We start from the raw sequence: 21,664 nt of genomic DNA, 5'->3' as shown, positions 1-21,664 counted from the left end.
GGTGAAGGCGCGCCTCGCCCCCATTGTCCCCACCGCCCGCGCTGCGGTGACGCTGGCGGCCATCGCTCCGGTGGCGCTGGTGATCGCGGCGGCGCGCCCGGAACTGTGGGTGATCGCGCCCGTCGCGGGGCTGGCCGTGCTTGTCATGGTGGTGATCGACGCGCTGCTGGCGGGCCGCATCGCCGACTTGCGCGTCACGGTCCCCGGCGATGTGGAGGTCGGCGCGCAGGCGCTGATGGAGGCGGAGGTTTCCCTGCGTTCGGGCAGACCTTCACGCGCGGAAATGGCGCTGGAATGCGACCCGCGCCTCGCCCCCGGCGGCCGCCTCGTCTTCCCGCTGCTGCGCGGCGAGGCAGGTTGGCGCGGCGAAGGCGCCTTCACTCCTTCGCGACGCGGGACCGGCGCTGTCACCCGCGCTTGGCTGCGCTGGACCGGGCCGCTCGGCTTCGGGGCCCGGCAGACCGCAGGCACGCTGGACGAGGCGGTGCGGGTCTGGCCCAACATCGCCGCCGTCCGCTCCCCCACGCTCCAGACCTTCCTCAAGGACGCACAGTACGGGTTGCTCGCTCGCCGCATCCGGGGCGAGGGTACGCAGTTCGAATCGCTCGCCGAGTACCAGCCCGGCATGGACCGCCGCCGGATCGACTGGAAAAGCTCAGCCCGCCACGTCCACCTCTACGCCAAGGAATACGAGGTAGAGCGCAACAATCAGATCGTCTTCGCCTTCGACTGCGGGCAGGCGATGTGCGAGCCGATCGCCGGTATGCCCCGCCTCGACCGTGCGGTGTCGGCAGCGCTGGCGACGGCCTTCGTGGCGCTGAAGGGCGGCGACCGCGTCTCGCTGTTCGGCTTCGCCTCGCGCCCCGAAGTCTCGACGCCCTTCATCGCCGCCAGCAGCGAGTTCCATCGCCTGCAACGCGCCGCCGCCGGGCTGGAGTACCGCTCCGAGGAGCCCAACTTCACCCTCGCGCTGGCGACGCTGGCGGGCCGGTTGCAGCGCCGCTCGCTGATCGTGATCTTCTCCGACTTCTCGGACCCGACCAGCGCCGAACTGATGATCGAGAGCATCGGCCGCCTCGTCTCGCGCCACGTCGTCCTGTTCGTGACGATGGCGGACGAGGAACTGGAGACGCTCTCCGCCGCCGACCCGGACGACATGGAAGTGCTGTCGATGGCGGTCGCCGCCGACGGCCTGCTGCGCCAGCGCGCGCTCGTCACCCGGCGGCTGCGGCAGATCGGCGTCGACGTGGTCGAGGCGCCCTGGCGGCAGATCGGCACGCGCCTGATCGACGCCTACCTTGCCATCAAGCGGTCGGGAGCGATCGGATGAACGCACTTTCAAACGCCGCCATCGAAATCGCCGCGCTGCGCTCCGACCGCTTCCGGCTGGAGCGCGAGGCGGACTGGCAACGCCTCGAATCGATCGTCGTGCGCATGGAGAAGGGCCGTCTGCGGGGCATCTCCGACGAAGACCTCCTCGCCCTGCCCGGCCTCTATCGCACCTTGGCCTCCAGCCTGTCCATCGCGCGCGAGACTTCGCTGGATGCGGCGACGCTCGCCTACCTCGAATCGCTGGTCCAGCGCGCGTGGTTCGTCGTCTACGGACCGCGCTCCTCGCTATGGGAGTGGCTGCGGGGGTTCCTCGGCGGCGGGTGGAGCGCGGCGGTGCGCGGCATCGCCTTCGAGATCGCGGTTGCCCTGCTGGTCATGGTGGCGGGCACGGTGGTCGGCTGGCTGCTCGTCGCCCACGATCAGGAATGGTACTATGCCATCGTCGGGCGCGACATGGCGGGCAACCGCGTCCCCGGCGCCAGCGTCGAAGCGCTGCGCGGCACGATCTTCGGCAATGCCGAAAAGGACGGCATGAGCGTTTTCGCCGCGCAGCTGTTCAGCAACAACGCGCAAGTCTCGATCCTCGCCTTCGCCTTGGGCTTCGCGCTCGGCATCCCCTCGCTGCTGCTGCTGGTCCATAACCTCGCAGGCCTCGGCGCGATGGGCTGGCTTTACTGGAAGGCCGGACTGCTGACCGACTTCGCAGGCTGGATCAGCATCCACGGCACGACCGAGCTGTTCGCCATCCTGCTGTCCGGCGCGGCGGGCCTGCACATCGGCCGCGCCATCGCGTTTCCCGGCAACCGCCCAGTGCTGACCGCGACGGCGGAAGCCGGACGACGCTCGGCGCTGGTGATGACCGGCGTCGTGCTGATGCTGGTCGTCGCCGCGCTGCTCGAAGGCTTCGCGCGCCAGTTGGTCGACCAGACGCCGGGGCGCTTCGCGGTGGGCGGCTTCATGCTGCTGCTGTGGTGCGCCTACTTCTTCGCCTATCGCGGAAGGGCGGGCCGATGAGCGCCACCCCCCGCAAGCGCTTCGGCCGGCAGGGCAAGGAGCGCGTACTGGTCACGCCCGAGGGGATATCGCTGCCCGTCACCGTGGCGGGGCGCGGCGCACGGCTGGGGGCGCTGATCCTCGACCTCATCATCATCTTCGTGCTGATGGTCGGCACCACCATAGCGCTAGTCCAGATCGCGGGCGGCGCGGCCCAGTTCGGGCAGGCGAGCCAGGCCAAGGGCGCGGCGGCGCAGGCGCTGCAGTTCCTGATGATCGTGTGGATCGTGGTCATGTTCCTGTTCCGCAACGCCTACTTCCTGTTCTTCGAACTCGGCCCGCGCGGCGCGACGCCCGGCAAGCGCATGACCGGCATCCGCATCGCCGCGCGCGACGGGGGGCGCCTCACCGCCGAGATGGTGATCGCCCGCAACCTGCTGCGCGACATCGAGATGTTCCTGCCGATCCCGCTCATCATGATGGCCGGGGTGGACAGCGGGATGGCCTGGCTGGCGGCGGCGGGCTGGTTCGGCATCTTCATGCTGTTCCCGCTGTTCAACCGCGACGGTCTGCGCGCCGGGGATGTGATCGCGGGAAGCTGGGTGCTCGAACGCCCGCGCCAGAAGCTGCAGGCGGCGATGACCACGTCCGAGGCCCCCGCCGCCGAGCGCTTCATGTTCCGCTTCGAGGATCACGAACTGGCGGTCTACGGAGAGTTCGAGCTTCAGGCGCTGGAACGCGTCCTGCGCGAGGACCGGGCGGACTCGCTCGACACCGTGTACCAGACCATCGCCGCCAAGATCGGCCGCAACGACGGCTGGGGCGCCGAACAGCGCTTCCTCTCGGACTACTACACCCAGTTGCGGGCGCGGCTGGAAGCGGGCATGCGGATGGGACGGCGCAAGGCCGATAAACATTCCAGCCTTTAGGCATTCCGGTTGAGGCACCAATGAACCTGACCATCGTCCCCGACGACCTCAACGGCGAGGCGGTGCTGGCGCTGCTCCAGTTCCACCTCGACGAGATGCACCGCTGGTCCCCGCCCGAGAGCGTCCACGCCATGCCCGCCGAGCGGCTGCGCCAGCCCGACGTCGCGTTCTTCTCCGCATGGGACGGCGAGGTGCTGGCGGGCTGCGGCGCGATCAAGCACCTCGGTGACGATCACGGCGAGCTGAAATCCATGCGCGCCGCCCCTGAATATCGGCGGAAAGGCGTCGGCAAGGCGATCCTAGCCCGCCTGCTGGAAGAGGCTCGCACCCGCGGTTACGCCCGCGTCAGCCTCGAAACCGGGCGGCCGGAGCCGTTCCACCCCGCCCACGGCCTCTATCGCGCTCACGGCTTCGTGGAGTGCCCGCCCTTCGGCGACTACGTGTCCGATGACTTCTCGATCTGCATGACGAAAGACCTGCGATGAACCTGCGCCCCGCCACTCCCGCCGACGCCGCCGCCCTCTCCCGCCTCGGCACCGACAGCTTCGTCGCCAAGTTCGGGCATCTCTACACGGCGGAGGATCTGGCCAACTTCCTCGCCGGGTCGCACAGCGAGAGCAAGGTGGCGAAGGAGATCACCGAGCCGACGATGCGCGTGATGCTGGCGGAGCAGGACGGGCAACTGCTCGGCTACTGCAAGCTGGTGATGGTCTGCGGCTGGCCCGAACACGCGCGCGGCCAGCGGGCGATCGAACTGAAGCAGCTCTACACCGCGCCCGAGGCCACCGGACAGGGCATCGGCGCGGCGCTGATGGAATGGGCGCTGGGCGAGGCGGTCACTTTCGGCGCGGACGAAATCCAGCTGTCGGTCTATTCGGACAACCCCGGCGCGCAGAAGTTCTATGCCCGCTACGGCTTCGAGAAAGTTGCCGACATTCACTTCATGGTAGGCGAGCAGCGCGACGAAGAGTTTCTCTTCGCGAAGGTGCTCTGACGTCGGCCCGGATCAAGTCCGGGACGACGCTGAACTCAGAACCACTTCAACCGGCGCAGCAGCAGCACCTCCACCGCCAGTATCGCGCCGCAGAGCCCGACGATGATCCAGAACCCGTGCGAGCCCTGCTCCGCCAGCGGGATGTCGCCGACGTTGATGCCGAGCAGGCCGGTGATGAAGGTCAGCGGCAGGAACACCCCCGCCACCACCGCCAGCACGTACTGCGTGCGCTGGGTGTTCGCGGCGGCGCGGGCGCGGATGTCGTCCTGCAGGACCACCGCCGATTCCTTGCTGATGTCGAGGTCGTCGAGATAGCGGCGCAGGCGGGCGATGGATTCGGCGATCTCGCGCCGGTCGTGATCCTCGAACCAGCCCGGCGCGCCGTTGGCGATCGCAGTCAGCGCCTCGTGCTGCGGCGACATGTGGCGCTTCAGGGCCAGGCAGTTGCGGCGGATCGTCACGATCTTGTCGAGCAGTTCGTCCGGGTCGTTCGGCGTCGTATCATCCTCAAGCTCGTCGATCACCGCGTTCATGTCGACGATGGCGTGGCTCATGCGGTCGATCAGGTGCTCGGTGAGTGCGGTGATGAGCGCGCCCGCGTCCTCCGGCCCCTCACCCGCATCAAGGTCGTTGGCCACGAGGCGCGGCGTCTGGAGCGGCGCGCGGCGCAGCGTGACGACGCGGTGCCCATCGCTCCACAGCTGGAGCGAGAGCATGTCCTCCGGCGCGGCGCCGGGGTTGAAGTTGATGCCCCGCAGCGTCGCCACCAGCGTTTGGCCTTCACGGAACGCGCGCGGCCGGGTGGCGTCTCCGGTGAGCAGTTCGGCGGTCGGCTCGGGCAGGCCGAGGCTGTCCTCCAGCCATTCCTGCACGCCCGCATGGGTGCGCAGCAGGTGCAGCCACAGCACTTCGCCTTCGTGTCCGGGCTGCCAGCCCTGCGCCTCTTCCCACTGGATCAGCCGCGCCCCGCCCTTCCCGTCGAGCAGGCGCCCGAACAGGAGCGGCAGGTGGCAGTCTTCGTCGTCGGTCAGCAGGTCGGGGCTCATCGCGCCTCAATGCCCGAAATCAGAGCGCGGCAAAAGGCCCCGTCAGGTCCGCTTGCGGCGCTCTGTCGGCAGCGTCGGGCGGTGCGCCTCCGCGAGGGCATGCGCCTGCGCTGTGGGCAGGCCGAGGTCGGTAAGTACCCATTCCAGCGCCGTTTCCTTGGATACGGCGACATCGGGAGCGACACCATCACCCTCCCAGTCCTTGCCGGTCGCAGGATCGAAAGTGCGCCCCACCGGCAGGAAGGCGACGAGGCCACCGGGCAGTCCGACCTGCCCCCCGAAGTGGTTTGCCCCCGCCGTCGGCTCACCCACCAGCGTGGCGCGGTGGGTCGCCTTCATGGCGAGCGCGAAATGCTCGGCGGCGGATGCGGTGCGCGGGCCGGTCAGCAGGTAGACCTTGGCCCCCCGCAGCGAAGTCTCCGCATTGGGCGTCACCCAATGCTCGCGCCGCGCCATGACCGGATCGGGCACGAGCCGCAGCGACGGTATCTCGGCAGCCGGGGAAGCCTCTTCCCGCTCGGTCGCCTGTGTCGTCTCCATGGTGACGAGGCGCGTCGGCCTGGCGAAAAGCCAGGGCAGGATCACGTCCATCTGCTCCAGCCCGCCGCCGTGGTGCGAACGCAGGTCGAAGATCAGCGCGCGGGCGGTGGCATGCTCGCGCATGAAGGCGGCGACCTTCCCGGTCACTGCCGCATCGTCGGGGAACTCGTTGAGCCGCACGTAGGCGATGCCGGGCGCGATCCAGCCGGGCTGCTCGATCGGCGGGTATTCCGGCGGTTGCGGAGCGGCGCCCTCCGGCGGGTGGGGGCGCGGGACGAAGACGCGCAGGTGGCCGTCGGGCGCGCTCGCCTGAAGGTCGCGCGTCATCGCAGCGGCGGCGTCCTCCCTCGGCAGCGCGGCGTAGCGGCCCGAGGCCACACCCTCGCGCAGAGCCTCGGCATAGCGCCTGCCCTGCTCAGGATAGATGTAAAGCCGCTCCAGCTTGTCGGCCAGTTCGCAGGCGGCGGCATCGCTGCCCTCGGGCGCGGGCTTGGCGCAGGAGCGATCCGCCGCGAGCGCCGGAACCGCCACCGTCGCCGCTCCCGCAGCCAGTGCGGCGACGATGGCCATGGGGCTGAGGACGGTCTGGGCGAAGCTCTGGGGCACGGTCGGGATCTCTCTCGTTGTCTCGGCCAGTCTATTGCCCGAATGCGGCGCGACGGGCCAATGCGCCCGCCGATCCGCCGATGACGTTCGTCGAGATGGAAAGCGGCTTCAAACCGTCACTCCAAGCGCCTATAGAGGCACGCATGTCCTCCGTACGTCCCTGGCGCGATATCGAGCGCCGCAAGAGCCGCCAGATCATGGTCGGCAGCGTCCCCGTCGGCGGCGATGCGCCGATCACGGTCCAGACCATGACCAACACCCTGACGTCCGACGCGAAGGCGACGATCGAGCAGATCCGCCGCTGCGAGGATGCCGGGGCCGACCTCATCCGCGTCTCCTGCCCCGATGTGGAGAGCACGGCGGCGTTCCGCGAGATCGCACGGGAAGCCCGCGTGCCGCTGATCGCGGACATCCATTTCCACTACAAGCGCGCGCTCGAAGCAGCGGACGCGGGCGCGGCGTGCCTGCGCATCAATCCCGGCAACATCGGCTCGTCCGACCGCGTCGCCGAAGTGGTGCGCGCCGCCAAGGCCAACGGCTGCGCGATCCGCATCGGCGTCAACGCGGGCAGCCTCGAAAGGCACCTCCTCGAAAAGTACGGCGAGCCCTGCCCCGAGGCGCTGGTCGAATCGGCGATGGATCACATCAAGCTGCTGCAGGACCACGACTTCCACGAATACAAGGTCGCGGTGAAGGCCAGCGACGTGTTCCTCGCCGTCGCCGCCTATCAGGGGCTGGCGGACGCGGTGGACTGTCCGCTGCACCTCGGCATCACCGAGGCGGGCGGCCTGATCGGCGGCACGGTCAAGTCCTCGATCGGCATGGGCATGCTGCTGTGGTCGGGCATCGGCGACACCCTGCGCGTCTCGCTCTCGGCCGAACCGGAAGAGGAAGTGCGCGTCGGGTTCGAGATGCTCAAGGCCCTCGGCCTGCGCACCCGCGGCGTGCGCGTCGTCTCCTGCCCGAGCTGCGCACGTCAGGGCTTCGACGTGATCCGCACGGTAGAGGCGCTGGAAGAGCGCCTGCAGCACATCAAGACGCCGCTCTCGCTCTCGGTGCTGGGCTGCGTCGTCAACGGGCCGGGCGAAGCGCGCGAGACCGATATCGGCCTCACCGGCGGCGGCAACGGCAAGCACATGGTCTACCTCTCGGGCGTGACCGATCACACCGTGCAGAGCGAAGCCATGCTCGACCACATCGTATCGCTGGTGGAAGCCAAGGCGGCCGAGATCGAGGCCGCCAACGAGGCACAGGCCGCCGTCGCGGCAGAGTAACGCCGCACCATCCGCGCACGAAAAAGCGCCTCCGGATCGCTCCGGGGGCGCTTTTCTTTTTGCTATCGACCGTCGATCAGAAGTGGACGACCGCGCCCGCCATCGGACGGATGCTGTCGAAGTCGTAGGTGTCGACCTCGAAGCGCAGGCGCACGCCGCTGTTGCCGGTCACGCCACCAAGGCCGATGTCCTTCGGGCCGACTTCCACACCGACGCCGTAGATCCAGTCCTTCTGGTCCGAATAGGCGCGCTTGCCGTTGACCCATTCGTACCCGCCGGAAGCGTAGATCATGCCGCTTTCACCGGCACGGGCGCCGACGCGGCCCTTCACGCCGTATTCCCAGTCGATATCGCCGAAGCCCTTGGCGACGTTGCCCTCGACGCCGACGAAGGCCGGGCCGATCGGCACGTTCACGCCCGCGACGCCCTGGATCAGCGCGCCGTTCATCTTGCCGCCACGGGGGGAGCCGAACTCGCTGCGCTTGTCGTAGCTGTCATAGCCGCCCATGATGCCGATGTAGGGCTCGATGCCGAATGCACGGGTGCCGTCGGGCGCGGTGGCCTCGGTGCTGTCTGCCTCCTGCGCGAAGCTGGCGGCGGGGATGGCGGCGATCAGGGCTGCCGCGCAGAGTGCAATCTTCTTCATTTCCGTACTCCAATCATGACGGGCCGGGGGGAGGCGCCGCCAGTTCCTTGCGAGCGATCGGGAGGCGCGGCATCGGTGCCGTGTCCGCAAGGGACAGGCACGCGGCACCGCAGCGCCGTGCGGCAACGAGGACTGTGCATGTCGGGGATCACGACATGGGAGGGCGGCTGTCGCGCTGCCGATCCGCCTTGGCGGAAAAGACCCATGCTCCTGATTAACAACAGTTCGTTTGTGTCAGCTACCTTCGATCATCTCATGCAGGGAACCCGGCACGGACAGGTGCGGTTCCGCTCAACTCGTCGATGCCGACCGATGTGTGACATTCATGCAACGAATAGCGGATGCAAAAAGGCCCCGCCGGATCGCTCCGACGGGGCCTTTTTCGTCAGCCGGGATGGCGAGGCTTATTCGGCCTCGTCGCCCTTCAGCAGGTAGTCGCCGGCGTCCGCGTCGGTGCCGTGGGTCTCGCCCTCGACTGCCGCGAGCGGGCTGTCGCCGAGGTCGTCGCGCACGTCGCGGGCCAGTTCGGCCTTGTGCTCTTCCTCGGCCGTGTTGGCGAGGATCATGGCCTCCTGCATGCGGCGGGTCGCCGCACGGAGGGCCGCGTCACGGCTGGAAGCCGCAACACGCACGCGGTTCATGCCCGCGCCGGTACCCGCCGGGATGAGGCGGCCGACGATGACGTTTTCCTTCAGGCCGATCAGCGAGTCCTTCTTTCCTTCGACCGCCGCCTGCGTGAGCACGCGGGTGGTTTCCTGGAACGAGGCCGCCGAGATGAACGAGCGGGTCTGGAGCGACGCCTTGGTAATGCCCAGCAGCACCGGCTTACCGACGGCGGGGCGCTTGCCCTCCGGCAGCTTGCCGTTGATCTCGGCCATCTCCTCGTAGTCGACCTGCTCGGCCGCCAGCAGCGTGGTGTCGCCGCCATCGGTGATCTCGACCTTCTGCAGCATCTGGCGAACGATCACCTCGATGTGCTTGTCGTTGATCTTCACGCCCTGCAAGCGGTAGACTTCCTGGATTTCCGCCACCAGGTACTCCGCCAGCGCTTCCACGCCGAGGACTTCCAGGATGTCGTGCGGATCGGGCGAGCCCGAAACCAGGTTGTCGCCCTTCTTGACCCAGTCGCCTTCCTGAACGTCGACGACCTTCGACTTCGGGATCAGGTACTCCACCGGATCACCCTCTTCCGGGATGATCGCGATCTTGCGCTTGGCCTTGTAGTCACGGACGAACTCGACGCGGCCCGAGACCTTGGCGATGACCGCGTTATCCTTCGGCTTGCGGGCCTCGAACAGTTCGGCGACGCGCGGCAGACCACCGGTGATGTCGCGGGTCTTGGCGGCTTCGCGGCTGGCACGAGCAACGATGTCGCCCGCTTCGACCGCCTGGCCGTCCTCGACCGAGAGCGTGGTGCCTGGCGCCAGCATGTAGCGCGCGGCTTCGCCCGATGCGTCGTCGAGAAGGGTGATGCGCGGACGCAGGTCTTCCTTCTTCTTGGCGCGGGCCGTCGAGCGGTCCTCGGTGACGACGCGGCTGGTCATGCCGGTGGCGTCATCGACGTGCTCGGTCAGCGTGCGGGTGTCGATCAGGTCCTGATACTTCACGATACCGGAAGTTTCGGTGATGATCGGCAGCGTGAACGGATCCCACTCGGCCAGGCGTTCGCCCTGCTCGACCTTGGCGCCGTTCTTGTGCAGCAGCACCGTACCGTAAGGCACGCGGTGCAGAGCGCGTTCGCGGCCCTCGGTGTCGAACAGCACGATCTCGCCGTTGCGCGCCAGCGACAGCAGGCGGCCACGCTTGTCGACGATCGTCGGGATGTCGCGATATTCGACATGGCCCGCGCTGATCGCTTCGAGGTGCGAGGTTTCGTTCAGCTGCGCCGCACCACCGATGTGGAAGGTACGCATGGTCAGCTGCGTGCCCGGCTCACCGATCGACTGCGCGGCGATGACGCCGACAGCTTCACCGATGTTCACCGGCGTACCGCGGGCGAGGTCACGCCCGTAGCACTTGCCGCAGACGCCCTGCGTCGCTTCGCAGACCAGCGGCGAGCGGATGCGCGCGTTCTGCAGGCCGGTGGCCTCGATCGCGGCAACCGCCGGTTCGTCGAGGAGCTGGCCCTTGACGGCGATGGTGTTGCCTTCCTTGTCGACGATGTCCTCGGCCAGGGTACGGCCCAGGATACGCTCGCCGAGCGAGGCGATGGTCGAACCACCCTGCACGATCGAACGCATTTCCAGCGCGCGCTCGGTGCCGCAGTCATCGACGACGATGACGCAGTCCTGCGACACGTCGACCAGACGGCGGGTCAGGTAACCCGAGTTCGCCGTCTTGAGCGCGGTGTCGGCCAGACCCTTGCGGGCGCCGTGAGTCGAGTTGAAGTACTCAAGGACGGTCAGACCTTCCTTGAAGTTCGAGATGATCGGCGTTTCGATGATCTCGCCCGACGGCTTGGCCATGAGGCCGCGCATACCGGCAAGCTGCTTCATCTGGGCCGGGCTACCACGCGCACCCGAGTGGCTCATCATGTAGATCGAGTTGATCTGCGCCATGCGGCCGGTTTCGGGATCGACGGGCTGGGCCTTGATCTCGTCCATCATGGCGTTCGCGACCTGGTCGCCGCAACGGCTCCAGGCGTCGATCACCTTGTTGTACTTCTCCTGCTGGGTGATGAGACCGTCCTGGTACTGCTGCTCGTAGTCGGCAACCAGTTCCTTGGTCTCGGCCACCAGAGCCACCTTCGAGTCCGGGATGATCATGTCATCCTTGCCGAAGGAGATGCCCGCCTTGAACGCGTTGCGGAAGCCGAGCGACATGATCGCGTCGGCGAACAGCACCGTGTCCTTCTGGCCGGTGTGACGGTACACCTGGTCGATGACGTCACCGATTTCCTTCTTGGTGAGAAGGCGGTTGACGACGTCGAAGGGCACCGTGTGCGACTTGGGCAGGCACTCGCCCAGCAGCATGCGGCCCGGAGTGGTCTCGAAGCGCTTCATGTACTGCTGGCCGTTCTCGTCGGTCTGCGGCACGCGGGCCTCGATCTTCGAGTGGAGCGTCACCGCGCCGACATGCAGCGCCTGGTGAACTTCGGCCATGTCGGCGAACTTCATGCCCTCGCCCGGCTCGCCGGTGCGATCCAGCGACAGGTAGTACAGGCCGAGCACCATGTCCTGCGAAGGCACGATGATCGGCTTGCCGTTTGCCGGCGAGAGGATGTTGTTGGTCGACATCATCAGCACGCGCGCTTCCAGCTGGGCTTCCAGCGAGAGCGGCACGTGGACGGCCATCTGGTCACCGTCGAAGTCGGCGTTGAACGCCGAGCAGACGAGCGGGTGCAGCTGGATCGCCTTGCCTTCGATGAGGACCGGCTCGAACGCCTGGATGCCCAGACGGTGCAGCGTCGGCGCGCGGTTCAGCATGACCGGGTGCTCGCGAATGACTTCGTCGAGGATGTCCCAGACTTCCTTGCGCTCCTTCTCGACCCACTTCTTGGCCTGCTTCAGGGTCATGGACAGACCCTTGGCGTCGAGGCGGGCGTAGATGAAGGGCTTGAACAGTTCGAGCGCCATCTTCTTGGGCAGGCCGCACTGGTGCAGCTTGAGCTCCGGACCGGTCACGATGACCGAACGGCCCGAGTAGTCGACGCGCTTGCCCAGAAGGTTCTGGCGGAAGCGGCCCTGCTTGCCCTTGAGCATGTCGGACAGCGACTTCAGCGGACGCTTGTTGGCGCCGGTGATGACGCGGCCGCGGCGGCCGTTGTCGAACAGCGCGTCAACGGCTTCCTGCAGCATGCGCTTTTCGTTGCGGACGATGATGTCCGGCGCGCGCAGCTCGATCAGGCGCTTGAGGCGGTTGTTGCGGTTGATGACGCGACGGTAGAGGTCGTTGAGGTCCGAGGTCGCGAAGCGACCGCCGTCCAGCGGAACCAGCGGGCGCAGTTCCGGCGGAATGACCGGCACGACGTCGAGGATCATCCACTCGGGGCGGTTGCCCGAATCGATGAACGATTCCACGACCTTGAGGCGCTTGATGATCTTCTTCGGCTTGAGTTCCGACTTGGTCGTCTCAAGTTCCTGAAGCAGGTCCGCACGCTCCTGCTCGAGGTCGAGCGCGATGAGCATCTGCTTGACCGCTTCCGCACCGATGCCGGCCGAGAAGGCGTCTTCGCCATACTCGTCCTGCGCGTCGAGCATCTCGTCTTCGGTCAGGAGCTGGTACTTCTCGAGCGGGGTCAGGCCCGGCTCGATGACGATGTAGCTCTCGAAGTACAGGACGCGCTCAAGCAGCTTGAGCTGCATGTCGAGCAGCAGGCCGATGCGCGAGGGCAGCGACTTGAGGAACCAGATGTGCGCGACCGGGGCGGCCAGCTCGATGTGGCCCATGCGCTCGCGGCGCACCTTGGTGACGGTGACTTCGACGCCGCACTTTTCGCAGACGACGCCCTTGTACTTCATGCGCTTGTACTTGCCGCAAAGGCACTCGTAGTCCTTCACGGGGCCGAAGATGCGGGCGCAGAACAGGCCGTCACGCTCGGGCTTGAACGTGCGGTAGTTGATGGTTTCCGGCTTCTTGATCTCGCCGAAGGACCAGGAGCGGATGCGCTCGGGGCTCGCCAGACCGATCTGGATCTGGTCGAACGTCTCGGGCTTGGCCATCTGGTTCGTGAACTTGGTCAGGTCGTTCATAGTTTTATCCCTCTAGAGGGTGAATTCTTCTGCGGGCGGGGAGGAACGGGCAAGGCCGAAGCCCCGCCCGAAATCCCTTACTCCGCCGCGAGCGCCACGCCGTCGTCGTCCTCGTCGTTGTCGAGCGAGGAGAGTTCGACGTTGAGACCCAGCGAGCGCATTTCCTTGACGAGAACGTTGAAGCTCTCGGGAATGCCGGCCTCGAAGGTGTCGTCGCCCTTGACGATCGCTTCGTAGACCTTGGTGCGGCCGACCACGTCGTCCGACTTCACCGTCAGCATTTCCTGCAGGGTATACGCCGCGCCGTAGGCCTGGAGAGCCCAGACCTCCATCTCACCGAAGCGCTGGCCACCGAACTGCGCCTTACCGCCCAGCGGCTGCTGGGTGACGAGCGAGTACGGACCGATCGAACGGGCGTGGATCTTGTCGTCGACAAGGTGGTGCAGCTTGAGCACGTACTTCATGCCCACCGTGACCTTGCGGTCGAAGCGGTCGCCGGTGCGGCCGTCGAACAGGTCAACCTGACCCGATTCGTCGAGGCCCGCCAGCTTGAGCATGTCGGACACGTCCTTTTCCACCGCGCCGTCGAACACCGGCGAGCCCATCGGCACGCCCTTGCGGACGGAGTCGGCGAACTCGACGATCTGGTCGTCGGTACGGCTGGCGATGTCGGCCGCGTAGTTGTCACCGTAGATCTCGGTGAGCATCTCGCGGACGGCCTCGGGCGGCTGGCCTGCGACCGGGTTCGGATTGGCGGCACGCCATGCGTCCAGCGCCTCGCCGATGCGCTTGCCCAGACCGCGTGCGGCCCAGCCAAGGTGCGTCTCGAAGATCTGGCCCACGTTCATGCGCGAAGGCACGCCCAGCGGGTTCATGACGAAGTCGACGGGGGTGCCGTCTTCCAGGAAGGGCATGTCCTCCAGCGGCAGGATGCGGCTGATGATACCCTTGTTGCCGTGACGGCCGGCCATCTTGTCGCCCGGCTGCAGCTTGCGCTTCACCGCGACGAAGACCTTGACCATCTTGAGCACGCCCGGAGCCAGCTCGTCGCCGCGCTCCAGCTTCTCCTTGCGGTCCTCGAACTTCTCCTGGATCGCCTTGACGGTCAGGTCGTACTGGGTCTTGACCGCTTCGAGCTGGCCCTGAACGTGGTCGTCGGCGACCGCGAACTTCCACCACTCGTGACGCTCGACCTCGTCCAGCACCTCGTCCGTGATCTCGACGCCCTTCTTGAGGCCCTTGGGCGCGGCAGTCGCGACCTGGCCGAGGAGCATGTCCTTCAGACGGTTGTAGGTGGCGCGGTTGAGGATCGCGCGCTCGTCCTCACGGTCCTTGGCGAGGCGTTCGATTTCCTCGTTCTGGATCGCGCGGGTACGGTCGTCGACCTCGATGCCGTGACGGTTGAAGACGCGCACGTCGACGATGGTGCCCGAAACGCCCGGCGGCAGGCGCAGCGAGGTGTCGCGGACGTCCGAAGCCTTCTCGCCGAAGATGGCGCGCAGGAGCTTCTCTTCCGGCGTCATCGGGCTTTCGCCCTTCGGCGTGATCTTGCCGACGAGGATGTCACCCGGGTGCACTTCGGCGCCCACGTAGACGATGCCCGCTTCGTCGAGGTTGCGCAGGGCTTCCTCGCCGACGTTCGGGATGTCGCGGGTGATGTCTTCCGGCCCGAGCTTGGTGTCGCGGGCCATCACCTCGAACTCGTCGATGTGGATCGACGTGAACACGTCGTCCTTCACGATGCGCTCGGAGATGAGGATGGAGTCTTCGTAGTTGTAGCCGTTCCAGGGCATGAACGCGACGAGCACGTTGCGGCCCAGCGCCAGCTCGCCGAACTCGGTCGACGGGCCGTCGGCGATGATCGTGCCGGCCTCGACCAGTTCGCCCACCTTCACCAGCGGACGCTGGTTGATGCAGGTCGACTGGTTCGAACGCTCGAACTTCTGCAGGCGGTAGATGTCGACGCCCGACTTGCCGGGCTCGATGTCGCCCGAGGCGCGGATGACGATACGGGTCGCGTCGACCTGGTCGACGATGCCCGCACGCAGGGCCGAGATCGCGGCGCCCGAATCGCGGGCCACGGTCTCTTCCATGCCGGTGCCGACGTAAGGCGCATCGGCCTTGACGAGCGGCACGGCCTGACGCTGCATGTTCGAGCCCATGAGAGCGCGGTTGGCGTCGTCGTTTTCCAGGAACGGAATGAGCGAGGCGGCGACCGAAACGAGCTGCTTGGGCGAAACGTCCATCAGCGTGATCTGGTCGCGCGGGCTCATCACGAATTCGCCGTTCTGGCGAGCCGAGACGAGTTCCTCGACGAACGAGCCGTCACCGGTCAGTTCGGCCGAAGCCTGCGCGACGGTGTGCTTCTGCTCTTCCATCGCCGAGAGGTAGACGACGTCCTTGGTCACCTTGCCGTCGATCACCTTGCGGTACGGCGTCTCGATGAAGCCGTACTTGTTGACGCGGGCGAAGGTCGACAGCGAGTTGATCAGACCGATGTTCGGGCCTTCCGGCGTCTCGATCGGGCAGATGCGGCCGTAGTGGGTCGGGTGAACGTCGCGGACTTCGAAGCCGGCACGCTCACGGGTGAGACCGCCCGGCCCGAGCGCCGAGACGCGGCGCTTGTGGGTGACTTCCGAGAGCGGGTTGGTCTGGTCCATGAACTGCGAGAGCTGCGAGGAACCGAAGAACTCACGCACTGCGGCCACGGCGGGCTTGGCGTTGATGAGGTCGTTCGGCATGACCGTCGACACGTCCACCGACGACATGCGCTCTTTCACGGCGCGCTCCATGCGGAGCAGGCCGACGCGGTACTGGTTCTCCAGCAGCTCGCCCACCGAACGCACGCGACGGTTGCCGAGGTTGTCGATGTCGTCGATCTCGCCCTTGCCGTCCTTCAGGCCGACAAGCTCCTTCACCACGGCGAGGATGTCCTCGACGCGCAGGGTGGTGACGGTGTCCTCGGCGTCGAGGCCGAGGCGCATGTTCATCTTGACGCGGCCCACGGCCGAGAGGTCGTAGCGGTCGGCGTCGAAGAACAGGCCGTCGAACAGGGACTCGGCGGTCTCCTTCGTCGGCGGTTCGCCCGGACGCATGACCTTGTAGATCGCTTCCAGACCCATGTCGCGACCTTCGGCCTTGTCGGCCTTCATGGTGTTGCGGATCCAGGGACCGGTGTTGACCTCGTCGATGTCGAGCAGTTCGATCTGGTCGAAGCCCGCCTTGTCGAGCGCCTCGAGGTTCTCGGGCGACACTTCGTCGCCGGCCTCGATGTAGATGCGGCCGGTCGACTCGTCGATCAGGTCGCGCGCCGAGTAGCGGCCGAAGATTTCCTCGGTCGGGAGCAGCAGCTCTTCCAGACCGTCCTTCTGCGCCTTGTTGGCGGCGCGGGGGCTGATCTTGGTGCCGGCGGGGAACACGACCTCGCCCGACTTGGCGTCGACGATGTCGAAAGTCGGCTTCGCACCGCGCCATGCCTCGGCGGCGTAGGGCAGCTGCCAGCCGCCGCTGCCGCGCTTCCACGACATCGTCGAGTAGAAGTGGTTGAGGATCGCCTCGCTGTCGAGACCCAGCGCGTAGAGCAGCGAGGTCACGGGCAGCTTGCGCTTGCGGTCGATGCGGACGTTGACGATGTCCTTGGCGTCGAACTCGAAGTCCAGCCACGAACCGCGGTACGGGATCACGCGGGCGGCGAAGAGGTACTTGCCCGAGGCGTGGGTCTTGCCGCGGTCATGGTCGAACAGGACGCCCGGCGAGCGGTGCATCTGCGAGACGATGACGCGCTCGGTGCCGTTGATGAAGAAGGTGCCGTTCTCCGTCATCAGGGGCATGTCGCCCATGTAGACGTCCTGCTCCTTGATATCGAGGACCGAGCGGGTCTCGGTCTCGGCGTCGACCTCGAACACGATGAGGCGCAGCGTGACCTTCATCGGCGCGGCGTAGGTGATGCCGCGCTGGCGGCATTCGGTCACGTCGTACTTGGGCTCTTCCAGCTCGTAGTGAACGAAGTCCAGCTCGCTGGTGCCCGCGAAGTCGCGGATCGGGAACACCGAGCGCAGGGTCTTCTCGAGGCCCGAGACGTAGCCCGTCGAGGGATCCGAGCGGAGGAACTGCTCGTAGCTCTCACGCTGGACTTCGATCAGGTTGGGCATCTGGACGACTTCGTGGATGTCGCCGAAGATCTTGCGGATGCGCTTCTTCGCAGTGCGCACCAGCGGAGCGGTGTCGATGGGCTTGGTGGCCATGAGCTGGTCTTTGCCTCTTCGTGTGAGGACCGATTCGCGGACGGAATCGACCCCGTAAAAATTCGTCGTCGCGAGTGACGTCGCCCGTCGTGAAACGGACCATCCGGAACGCAGTAAAGGCCGCTGGCGCGCGGATTCCCGATACCGAGAGCCCATGCGGCCTGCAGCCTGCCACGTCGGATGATATCCCGACCGCTTCCTTCCCGGGCGTGTCCCCGCGCATGGACCCGCCTTGCTCGAAGCGATCGAGCGAGGCCGCCATATAGGAGCCCGCCCCCATGATGTCAAAGGGCCTGTCGAACGCATGTACGGCATGCCGCCGACCAGCGCTGCCGGAGCACCCTTCGGCGAGCGGCCCCACGTTAATCTGGCGTAAATCTCCAGAATACCGCGCTAAACTAGGCAAGCATCAACTCGTCGCAAACTTGCAGTCGACTTGTCCTGTATTTCGCAGGTGCGAAATGACCTTCGGGCTTCGGGCGCATTGCTTCTCGCATGATGAACGTAGCTGTCCCCCGCCCGCCCCGCGCCCTTACGGCGATTGCCGCCGTTCTCGCGCTTTCCGCAATCCCCGCTGCGGCCCCTGCCGTCGCGCAGGAAGTCCAGCCCGCGACGACGCCCTCGCTTTCGCTGCCGCAGGACGTCAACACCGGCTCGCCCGCGACTGCGCAAAACAGCACCACGCCCGCGACGCCGACCGTGACGCTGCCGCCGGAGTCCACCGCGCCGGTCAATACGCCGACCGACACCGCGACGACCGCAGGCACTTCGCCGCAGTCGACCCCTGCCGCCCCGGCGATCCCGGCTGCCGCGCCGACCGCACAGCAGGCTCCGACGACGCAGCAGACCGTCGTGCTGCCCGATGCCGCGCCGCCCGCAACGCCCGATGAGGCGGTGAGCGAACCCGCGCCCGCCCGCACCGCGAGCCGCACGCAGGCCGCACCGCGCGCCGAGCGTAGCCCCGTTCGCCCGAGCGTGCCCACCGCGCAGGACGCCGGAACCGCCGCCGATGGCGCGCTGGCCCGTGGCGCCGTGCCGCCCGCTAGCCCGGCCCCGGCCCGCGCCGAGGCTCCGCTCGCAAACCCCACCGCTCCGCCGCCGCCCCCGGCGCCCGCAACGTCTGACGACGGCAACCTGCCCGTCGCCGAGATCGCCGGCATCCTTGCCGCGCTCGGCATCGCGGGTGTCGGCGTCGTCGCCATGACGCGTCGTCGCCGCAACGATCCAGTCTACGAGGAAGCGGCCTACGCGCCGACGCCGGTCGAGCCGGTCGGCGCAATGGAGCCGGTGCCGCCGCCCGCCCCGGTGGTCGAGGCCGTGGAACCGGCCATGCCCGAACCCGCAGTGGTCGAACGCGCTCCGGCAGCTCGACCGGCCACCCCCGCGCCTTTGGCCGGAACCGGCATGGGCGCCACCGCGATCCTCGCCGCCGCGCCGCTGCCCGAGACGCCCGAGGAGCGCTACGAGCTGCTCGACCGCATGGCCGCCGCCGAGCCGGACGAAGGCAATCCGTTCACCTCGCGCAAGGGCCGTCTGCGTCGCGCCCGCCTGCAGCTCCAGCATCGCGAGCATATGGAGGCGGAGCGTCCGCAGGCAACGACCGACCGCTCCTTCGACTTCCGCACTTACAAGCCCACTACCAAGCAGGCTCCCGGGTCTTCCACCCCTGCAACCGACCGGGAGCTAACCAAGGCCTGAACTGCCGGCCGTCACGCCCGGCGATAGCTCAGGCCCAATTGGGGGCGGTTCCACAAGGAGCCGCCCCCTTTTTTATGCGCGGCGCCCAGAGCACCGCGCTGCGCACCATACCAGGCACCGCCCTGCCTCCATCGGCGACATATCGTTTTTCGATATTATCGATTGACGATAAGGCGAATCGCATTTATTGAATTTCGATATGACGCATATCGGAGAACGACAAATGCAACGAGCCTTACGGATTTCCAGTTCACGCGTCGCCGGTATCGCTGCCGGTCTTGCCGTGATGGCCCTCATCCCCGCCCTGCCCGCACTCGACGTGCAGGCGGCCCGCAGTCCCGCAGCGGTCGTGCTGGTCGTCGGCCACGCGCCGGCGATGATGTGAGGAGAGCGACGATGCGTTCGATCACCCGCGATCCCCTGCTCGCCATCGCCCGTGGCGTGGTTTTCTTCTCCATGGGCCTATGCGTGCTCGTCGGTGCGATCATGACGGTCCTGGCCCCGTTCATGGTCTTCGGCCGGTTCGACATCATGGCCAAGGCCTCGGGCGACGTGGAGGGGCTCACCAGCCAGACCTTCCTCGCCATCGGCGCGGTCATGCTGCTCGTCGCGGTCGGCGCGGTGCTGGGGTTCCTGTTCCTGCGCCACCTGCTGCGGATCATCGACTCCGTCGGCCTCGGCGACCCGTTCGTGCCGATCAACGCCACGCGGCTTGCGGCGATGGCCTGGCTGACGCTTGCCATAGAAGCACTCACCTTCCCGATCGGCGGTCTGGCGCTGTGGATCGCGCGCGCCTTCCCCGAAGGCCATTCCGACCTTCAGGTGGGCTTTTCGATGAGCGGCCTGCTGCTGGCGGTGATCCTGTTCATCCTCGCCCGCGTCTTCCGCAAGGGTGCGGAAATGCGCGCCGACCTGGAAGGCATGGTGTGATGGGCGACGAAACCGAAGGAGCCAATATCGTGGTCCGTCTCGACGATCTTCTGCACCAGCGCCGCATGACGCTGACCGAACTGGCCGAGCGCATCGGCATCACCCTCGCCAACCTGTCGATCCTCAAGACCGGCAAGGCCAAGGCGATCCGCTTCTCGACGCTGGAAGCGATCTGCCGCGAGCTTGAGTGCCAGCCCGGCGATCTGCTGGGGTACGAGGCCGGGGCGGGTCAATAGCCCGCCTCTCGCCATCCTTCACGAACCGGCGTCAGGAATCGTCGTCGGAGAATTCATCGTCAGCGGCGTTGTCTTCGCCGTAGCGGTTCTCAAGGTCGTCCATCGTCTCCTCGCCGTCGTAGGCGGACATATCGATGGTGCCGCTCGAATCCATCTGGTTCATGCGGTCGACCAGATCGACGACATCGTCCTCGTCGCGAATGCCGCCCTTGACCTTCTCGGTATCCTGCAGCCCGAACCCGGTGGACGAGCGGCCCTGCGCCAGTTCGGCGAAAGTCTGGGCCTGCTCCTCCTCGTCGTCCTGTTCAGGATTTTCCGTTTCGGCGTCTTCGGGGCGGTCGATCATCGGGGTATCTCCTATGCCGGGTGAACGGCCGGAGAGAGTGACGGGTTCCGCCGCGCTTACCCTTTCATCATCATCCTGCCCTTTCGTCATTGCGACCCCGGCGCAGGCCGGGGGAAGCAATCCACGGTGGGCCCGTGACGCTGGATTGCTTCGCTGCGCTCGCAATGACGAGAGGAAAGGGCGCAGGAGGCCTGTGCGCTCCTGCGCCCCTGTATCTTGCCGCTGTATCTCTCCCCGCTATCTCGTCAGCGGCTCGGGACCGGCGTCTCGCCCGAGTAGTCGTAGAAGCCCTTGCCGCTCTTGCGGCCGTACCAGCCCGCCTCGACGTACTTCTGGAGCAGCGGCGCGGGGCGGTACTTGGGATCGCCGGTGGTCGAGTGGAACACCTTCATGATCTCCAGCAGGGTGTCGAGGCCGACGAAGTCCGCCAGCGTCAGCGGGCCCATCGGGTGATTGAGGCCGATCTTGCAGCCCGCGTCGATATCCTCGACCGAGCCGATGCCCGCGCCGAGGACGAAGATCGCCTCGTTCAGCATCGGGCACAGGATGCGGTTGACGACGAAGCCGGGCTCGTCGCCCGCCAGCACCACGGTCTTGCCCAGCTTCTCGCCGAACGCCTTCATCCTCTCGATCGTGTCCTGCGAGGTGGCGAGGCCGGGGATCACTTCGACGAGGCCCATGAGCGGCACCGGGTTGAAGAAGTGCAGCCCGCAGAAGCGCGCCGCATCGGGCGAGCTGGCAGCCATGCGGGTGATCGGGATCGAGCTGGTGTTCGACGCCATGATGGCATTGGCGCCCAGCACCTTACCGGCGGCCTCGAAGATCTTGTGCTTGATGTCCTCGCGCTCGGTCGCGGCCTCGATGATGAGGTCGCAGCCGGACATCGCGGTGTAGTCGGCGGCGGGGGTGATGCGGGCGAGCAGCGCGTCGGCATCGGCCTGCGAGATCTTCTCCTTGGCGACCAGCTTCGCCAGCCCCTTGGCGATCCCGGCCTTGCCCTTCTCCGCATTCTCCAGGCTGACGTCCGTGAGGATCACGTCCATGCCCTTGCTCGCCACGGTCTGCGCGATGCCCGAACCCATGATGCCCGCGCCGATGATGCCGACTGACTGCACTGCCAAACTCCCTTCGATGATTTAACCGAGCGCTTAACATCTCG

At 66.9% G+C, this 21,664-nt stretch carries 17 protein-coding genes; 10 read left to right on the top strand and 7 right to left on the bottom strand.

Going from position 1 to position 21,664, the window contains the following annotated elements; all coding sequences use genetic code 11:
* Position 1: 1 nt before the first annotated feature.
* The 5 genes from LO787_RS20755 to LO787_RS20735 are packed head-to-tail and all read left to right on the top strand — an operon-like array spanning position 2 to position 4,248.
* Positions 2 to 1,330, top strand: coding sequence for a DUF58 domain-containing protein (locus LO787_RS20755; protein WP_232492877.1), 1,329 nt, complete (start codon positions 2 to 4; stop codon positions 1,328 to 1,330).
* Complete coding sequence (locus tag LO787_RS20750) at positions 1,327 to 2,346, top strand: stage II sporulation protein M (protein ID WP_232492876.1); 1,020 nt, start codon at positions 1,327 to 1,329, stop codon at positions 2,344 to 2,346. The genes LO787_RS20755 and LO787_RS20750 overlap by 4 nt, the downstream gene beginning before the upstream one ends.
* The gene (locus tag LO787_RS20745) at positions 2,343 to 3,254 is read left to right on the top strand and encodes an RDD family protein (RefSeq protein WP_232492875.1); all 912 of its coding nucleotides are present in this window, start codon (positions 2,343 to 2,345) and stop codon (positions 3,252 to 3,254) included. The genes LO787_RS20750 and LO787_RS20745 overlap by 4 nt, the downstream gene beginning before the upstream one ends.
* Before the next feature lie 20 nt (positions 3,255 to 3,274).
* Complete coding sequence (locus tag LO787_RS20740; protein WP_232492874.1) at positions 3,275 to 3,739, top strand: GNAT family N-acetyltransferase; 465 nt, start codon at positions 3,275 to 3,277, stop codon at positions 3,737 to 3,739.
* Complete coding sequence (locus LO787_RS20735) at positions 3,736 to 4,248, top strand: GNAT family N-acetyltransferase (RefSeq protein ID WP_232492873.1); 513 nt, start codon at positions 3,736 to 3,738, stop codon at positions 4,246 to 4,248. Before LO787_RS20740 ends, LO787_RS20735 begins: the two co-directional genes overlap by 4 nt.
* 35 nt (positions 4,249 to 4,283) lie before the next feature.
* On the opposite strand, the gene LO787_RS20730 is transcribed toward LO787_RS20735, so the two are convergent.
* Positions 4,284 to 5,294 (bottom strand): zinc transporter ZntB, encoded by a 1,011-nt coding sequence (locus LO787_RS20730; protein ID WP_232492872.1) that lies wholly within the window; start codon positions 5,292 to 5,294, stop codon positions 4,284 to 4,286.
* Between the two features lie 42 nt (positions 5,295 to 5,336).
* On the bottom strand, positions 5,337 to 6,440 hold the full coding sequence (locus tag LO787_RS20725) for a S41 family peptidase (protein ID WP_232492871.1): 1,104 nt from the start codon (positions 6,438 to 6,440) through the stop codon (positions 5,337 to 5,339).
* A gap of 143 nt (positions 6,441 to 6,583) precedes the next feature.
* On the opposite strand from LO787_RS20725, the gene ispG reads away from it, so the two are divergent.
* The gene (gene ispG, locus LO787_RS20720; RefSeq protein ID WP_232492870.1) at positions 6,584 to 7,714 is read left to right on the top strand and encodes a flavodoxin-dependent (E)-4-hydroxy-3-methylbut-2-enyl-diphosphate synthase; all 1,131 of its coding nucleotides are present in this window, start codon (positions 6,584 to 6,586) and stop codon (positions 7,712 to 7,714) included.
* Positions 7,715 to 7,790: 76 nt separating this feature from the next.
* Here ispG and LO787_RS20715 read toward each other — a convergent pair whose 3' ends face one another.
* From LO787_RS20715 to rpoB, 3 genes are all read right to left on the bottom strand, one after another.
* Positions 7,791 to 8,360, bottom strand: a complete 570-nt coding sequence (locus LO787_RS20715; RefSeq protein ID WP_232492869.1) for an opacity protein — start codon at positions 8,358 to 8,360, stop codon at positions 7,791 to 7,793.
* Positions 8,361 to 8,764: 404 nt separating this feature from the next.
* Positions 8,765 to 13,051 (bottom strand): DNA-directed RNA polymerase subunit beta', encoded by a 4,287-nt coding sequence (gene rpoC, locus LO787_RS20710; protein ID WP_232492868.1) that lies wholly within the window; start codon positions 13,049 to 13,051, stop codon positions 8,765 to 8,767.
* Between the two features lie 77 nt (positions 13,052 to 13,128).
* A complete protein-coding gene (gene rpoB / locus LO787_RS20705; RefSeq protein ID WP_232492867.1) occupies positions 13,129 to 17,295 on the bottom strand; it encodes a DNA-directed RNA polymerase subunit beta in 4,167 nt (1,388 codons plus the stop codon).
* Positions 17,296 to 17,790: 495 nt separating this feature from the next.
* Here rpoB and LO787_RS20700 point away from each other — a divergent pair, with 495 nt between their 5' ends.
* The 4 genes from LO787_RS20700 (at position 17,791) to LO787_RS20685 (ending at position 20,159) form a co-directional block, all read left to right on the top strand.
* Positions 17,791 to 18,993 carry a hypothetical protein gene (locus tag LO787_RS20700; RefSeq protein ID WP_232492866.1) on the top strand — a complete coding sequence of 401 codons (1,203 nt, stop codon included), beginning with the start codon at positions 17,791 to 17,793 and terminating at the stop codon, positions 18,991 to 18,993.
* Positions 18,994 to 19,216: 223 nt separating this feature from the next.
* Positions 19,217 to 19,378 carry a hypothetical protein gene (locus tag LO787_RS20695; RefSeq protein WP_232492865.1) on the top strand — a complete coding sequence of 54 codons (162 nt, stop codon included), beginning with the start codon at positions 19,217 to 19,219 and terminating at the stop codon, positions 19,376 to 19,378.
* A gap of 11 nt (positions 19,379 to 19,389) precedes the next feature.
* A complete protein-coding gene (locus tag LO787_RS20690) occupies positions 19,390 to 19,923 on the top strand; it encodes a DUF2975 domain-containing protein (RefSeq protein WP_232492864.1) in 534 nt (177 codons plus the stop codon).
* Positions 19,923 to 20,159, top strand: coding sequence for a helix-turn-helix domain-containing protein (locus LO787_RS20685; protein WP_232492863.1), 237 nt, complete (start codon positions 19,923 to 19,925; stop codon positions 20,157 to 20,159). Before LO787_RS20690 ends, LO787_RS20685 begins: the two co-directional genes overlap by 1 nt.
* A 31-nt stretch (positions 20,160 to 20,190) precedes the next feature.
* Here LO787_RS20685 and LO787_RS20680 read toward each other — a convergent pair whose 3' ends face one another.
* Positions 20,191 to 20,505, bottom strand: a complete 315-nt coding sequence (locus tag LO787_RS20680; RefSeq protein WP_232492862.1) for a hypothetical protein — start codon at positions 20,503 to 20,505, stop codon at positions 20,191 to 20,193.
* A 245-nt stretch (positions 20,506 to 20,750) separates the two neighbouring features.
* Positions 20,751 to 21,620 carry a 3-hydroxyacyl-CoA dehydrogenase family protein gene (locus LO787_RS20675; RefSeq protein WP_232492861.1) on the bottom strand — a complete coding sequence of 290 codons (870 nt, stop codon included), beginning with the start codon at positions 21,618 to 21,620 and terminating at the stop codon, positions 20,751 to 20,753.
* Between the last annotated feature and the right edge of the window lie 44 nt (positions 21,621 to 21,664).

It is taken from the genome of Novosphingobium kaempferiae (genome assembly GCF_021227995.1).
Lineage (GTDB): Bacteria > Pseudomonadota > Alphaproteobacteria > Sphingomonadales > Sphingomonadaceae > Novosphingobium > Novosphingobium kaempferiae.
This window is presented reverse-complemented; position numbering and strand designations above follow the sequence as displayed.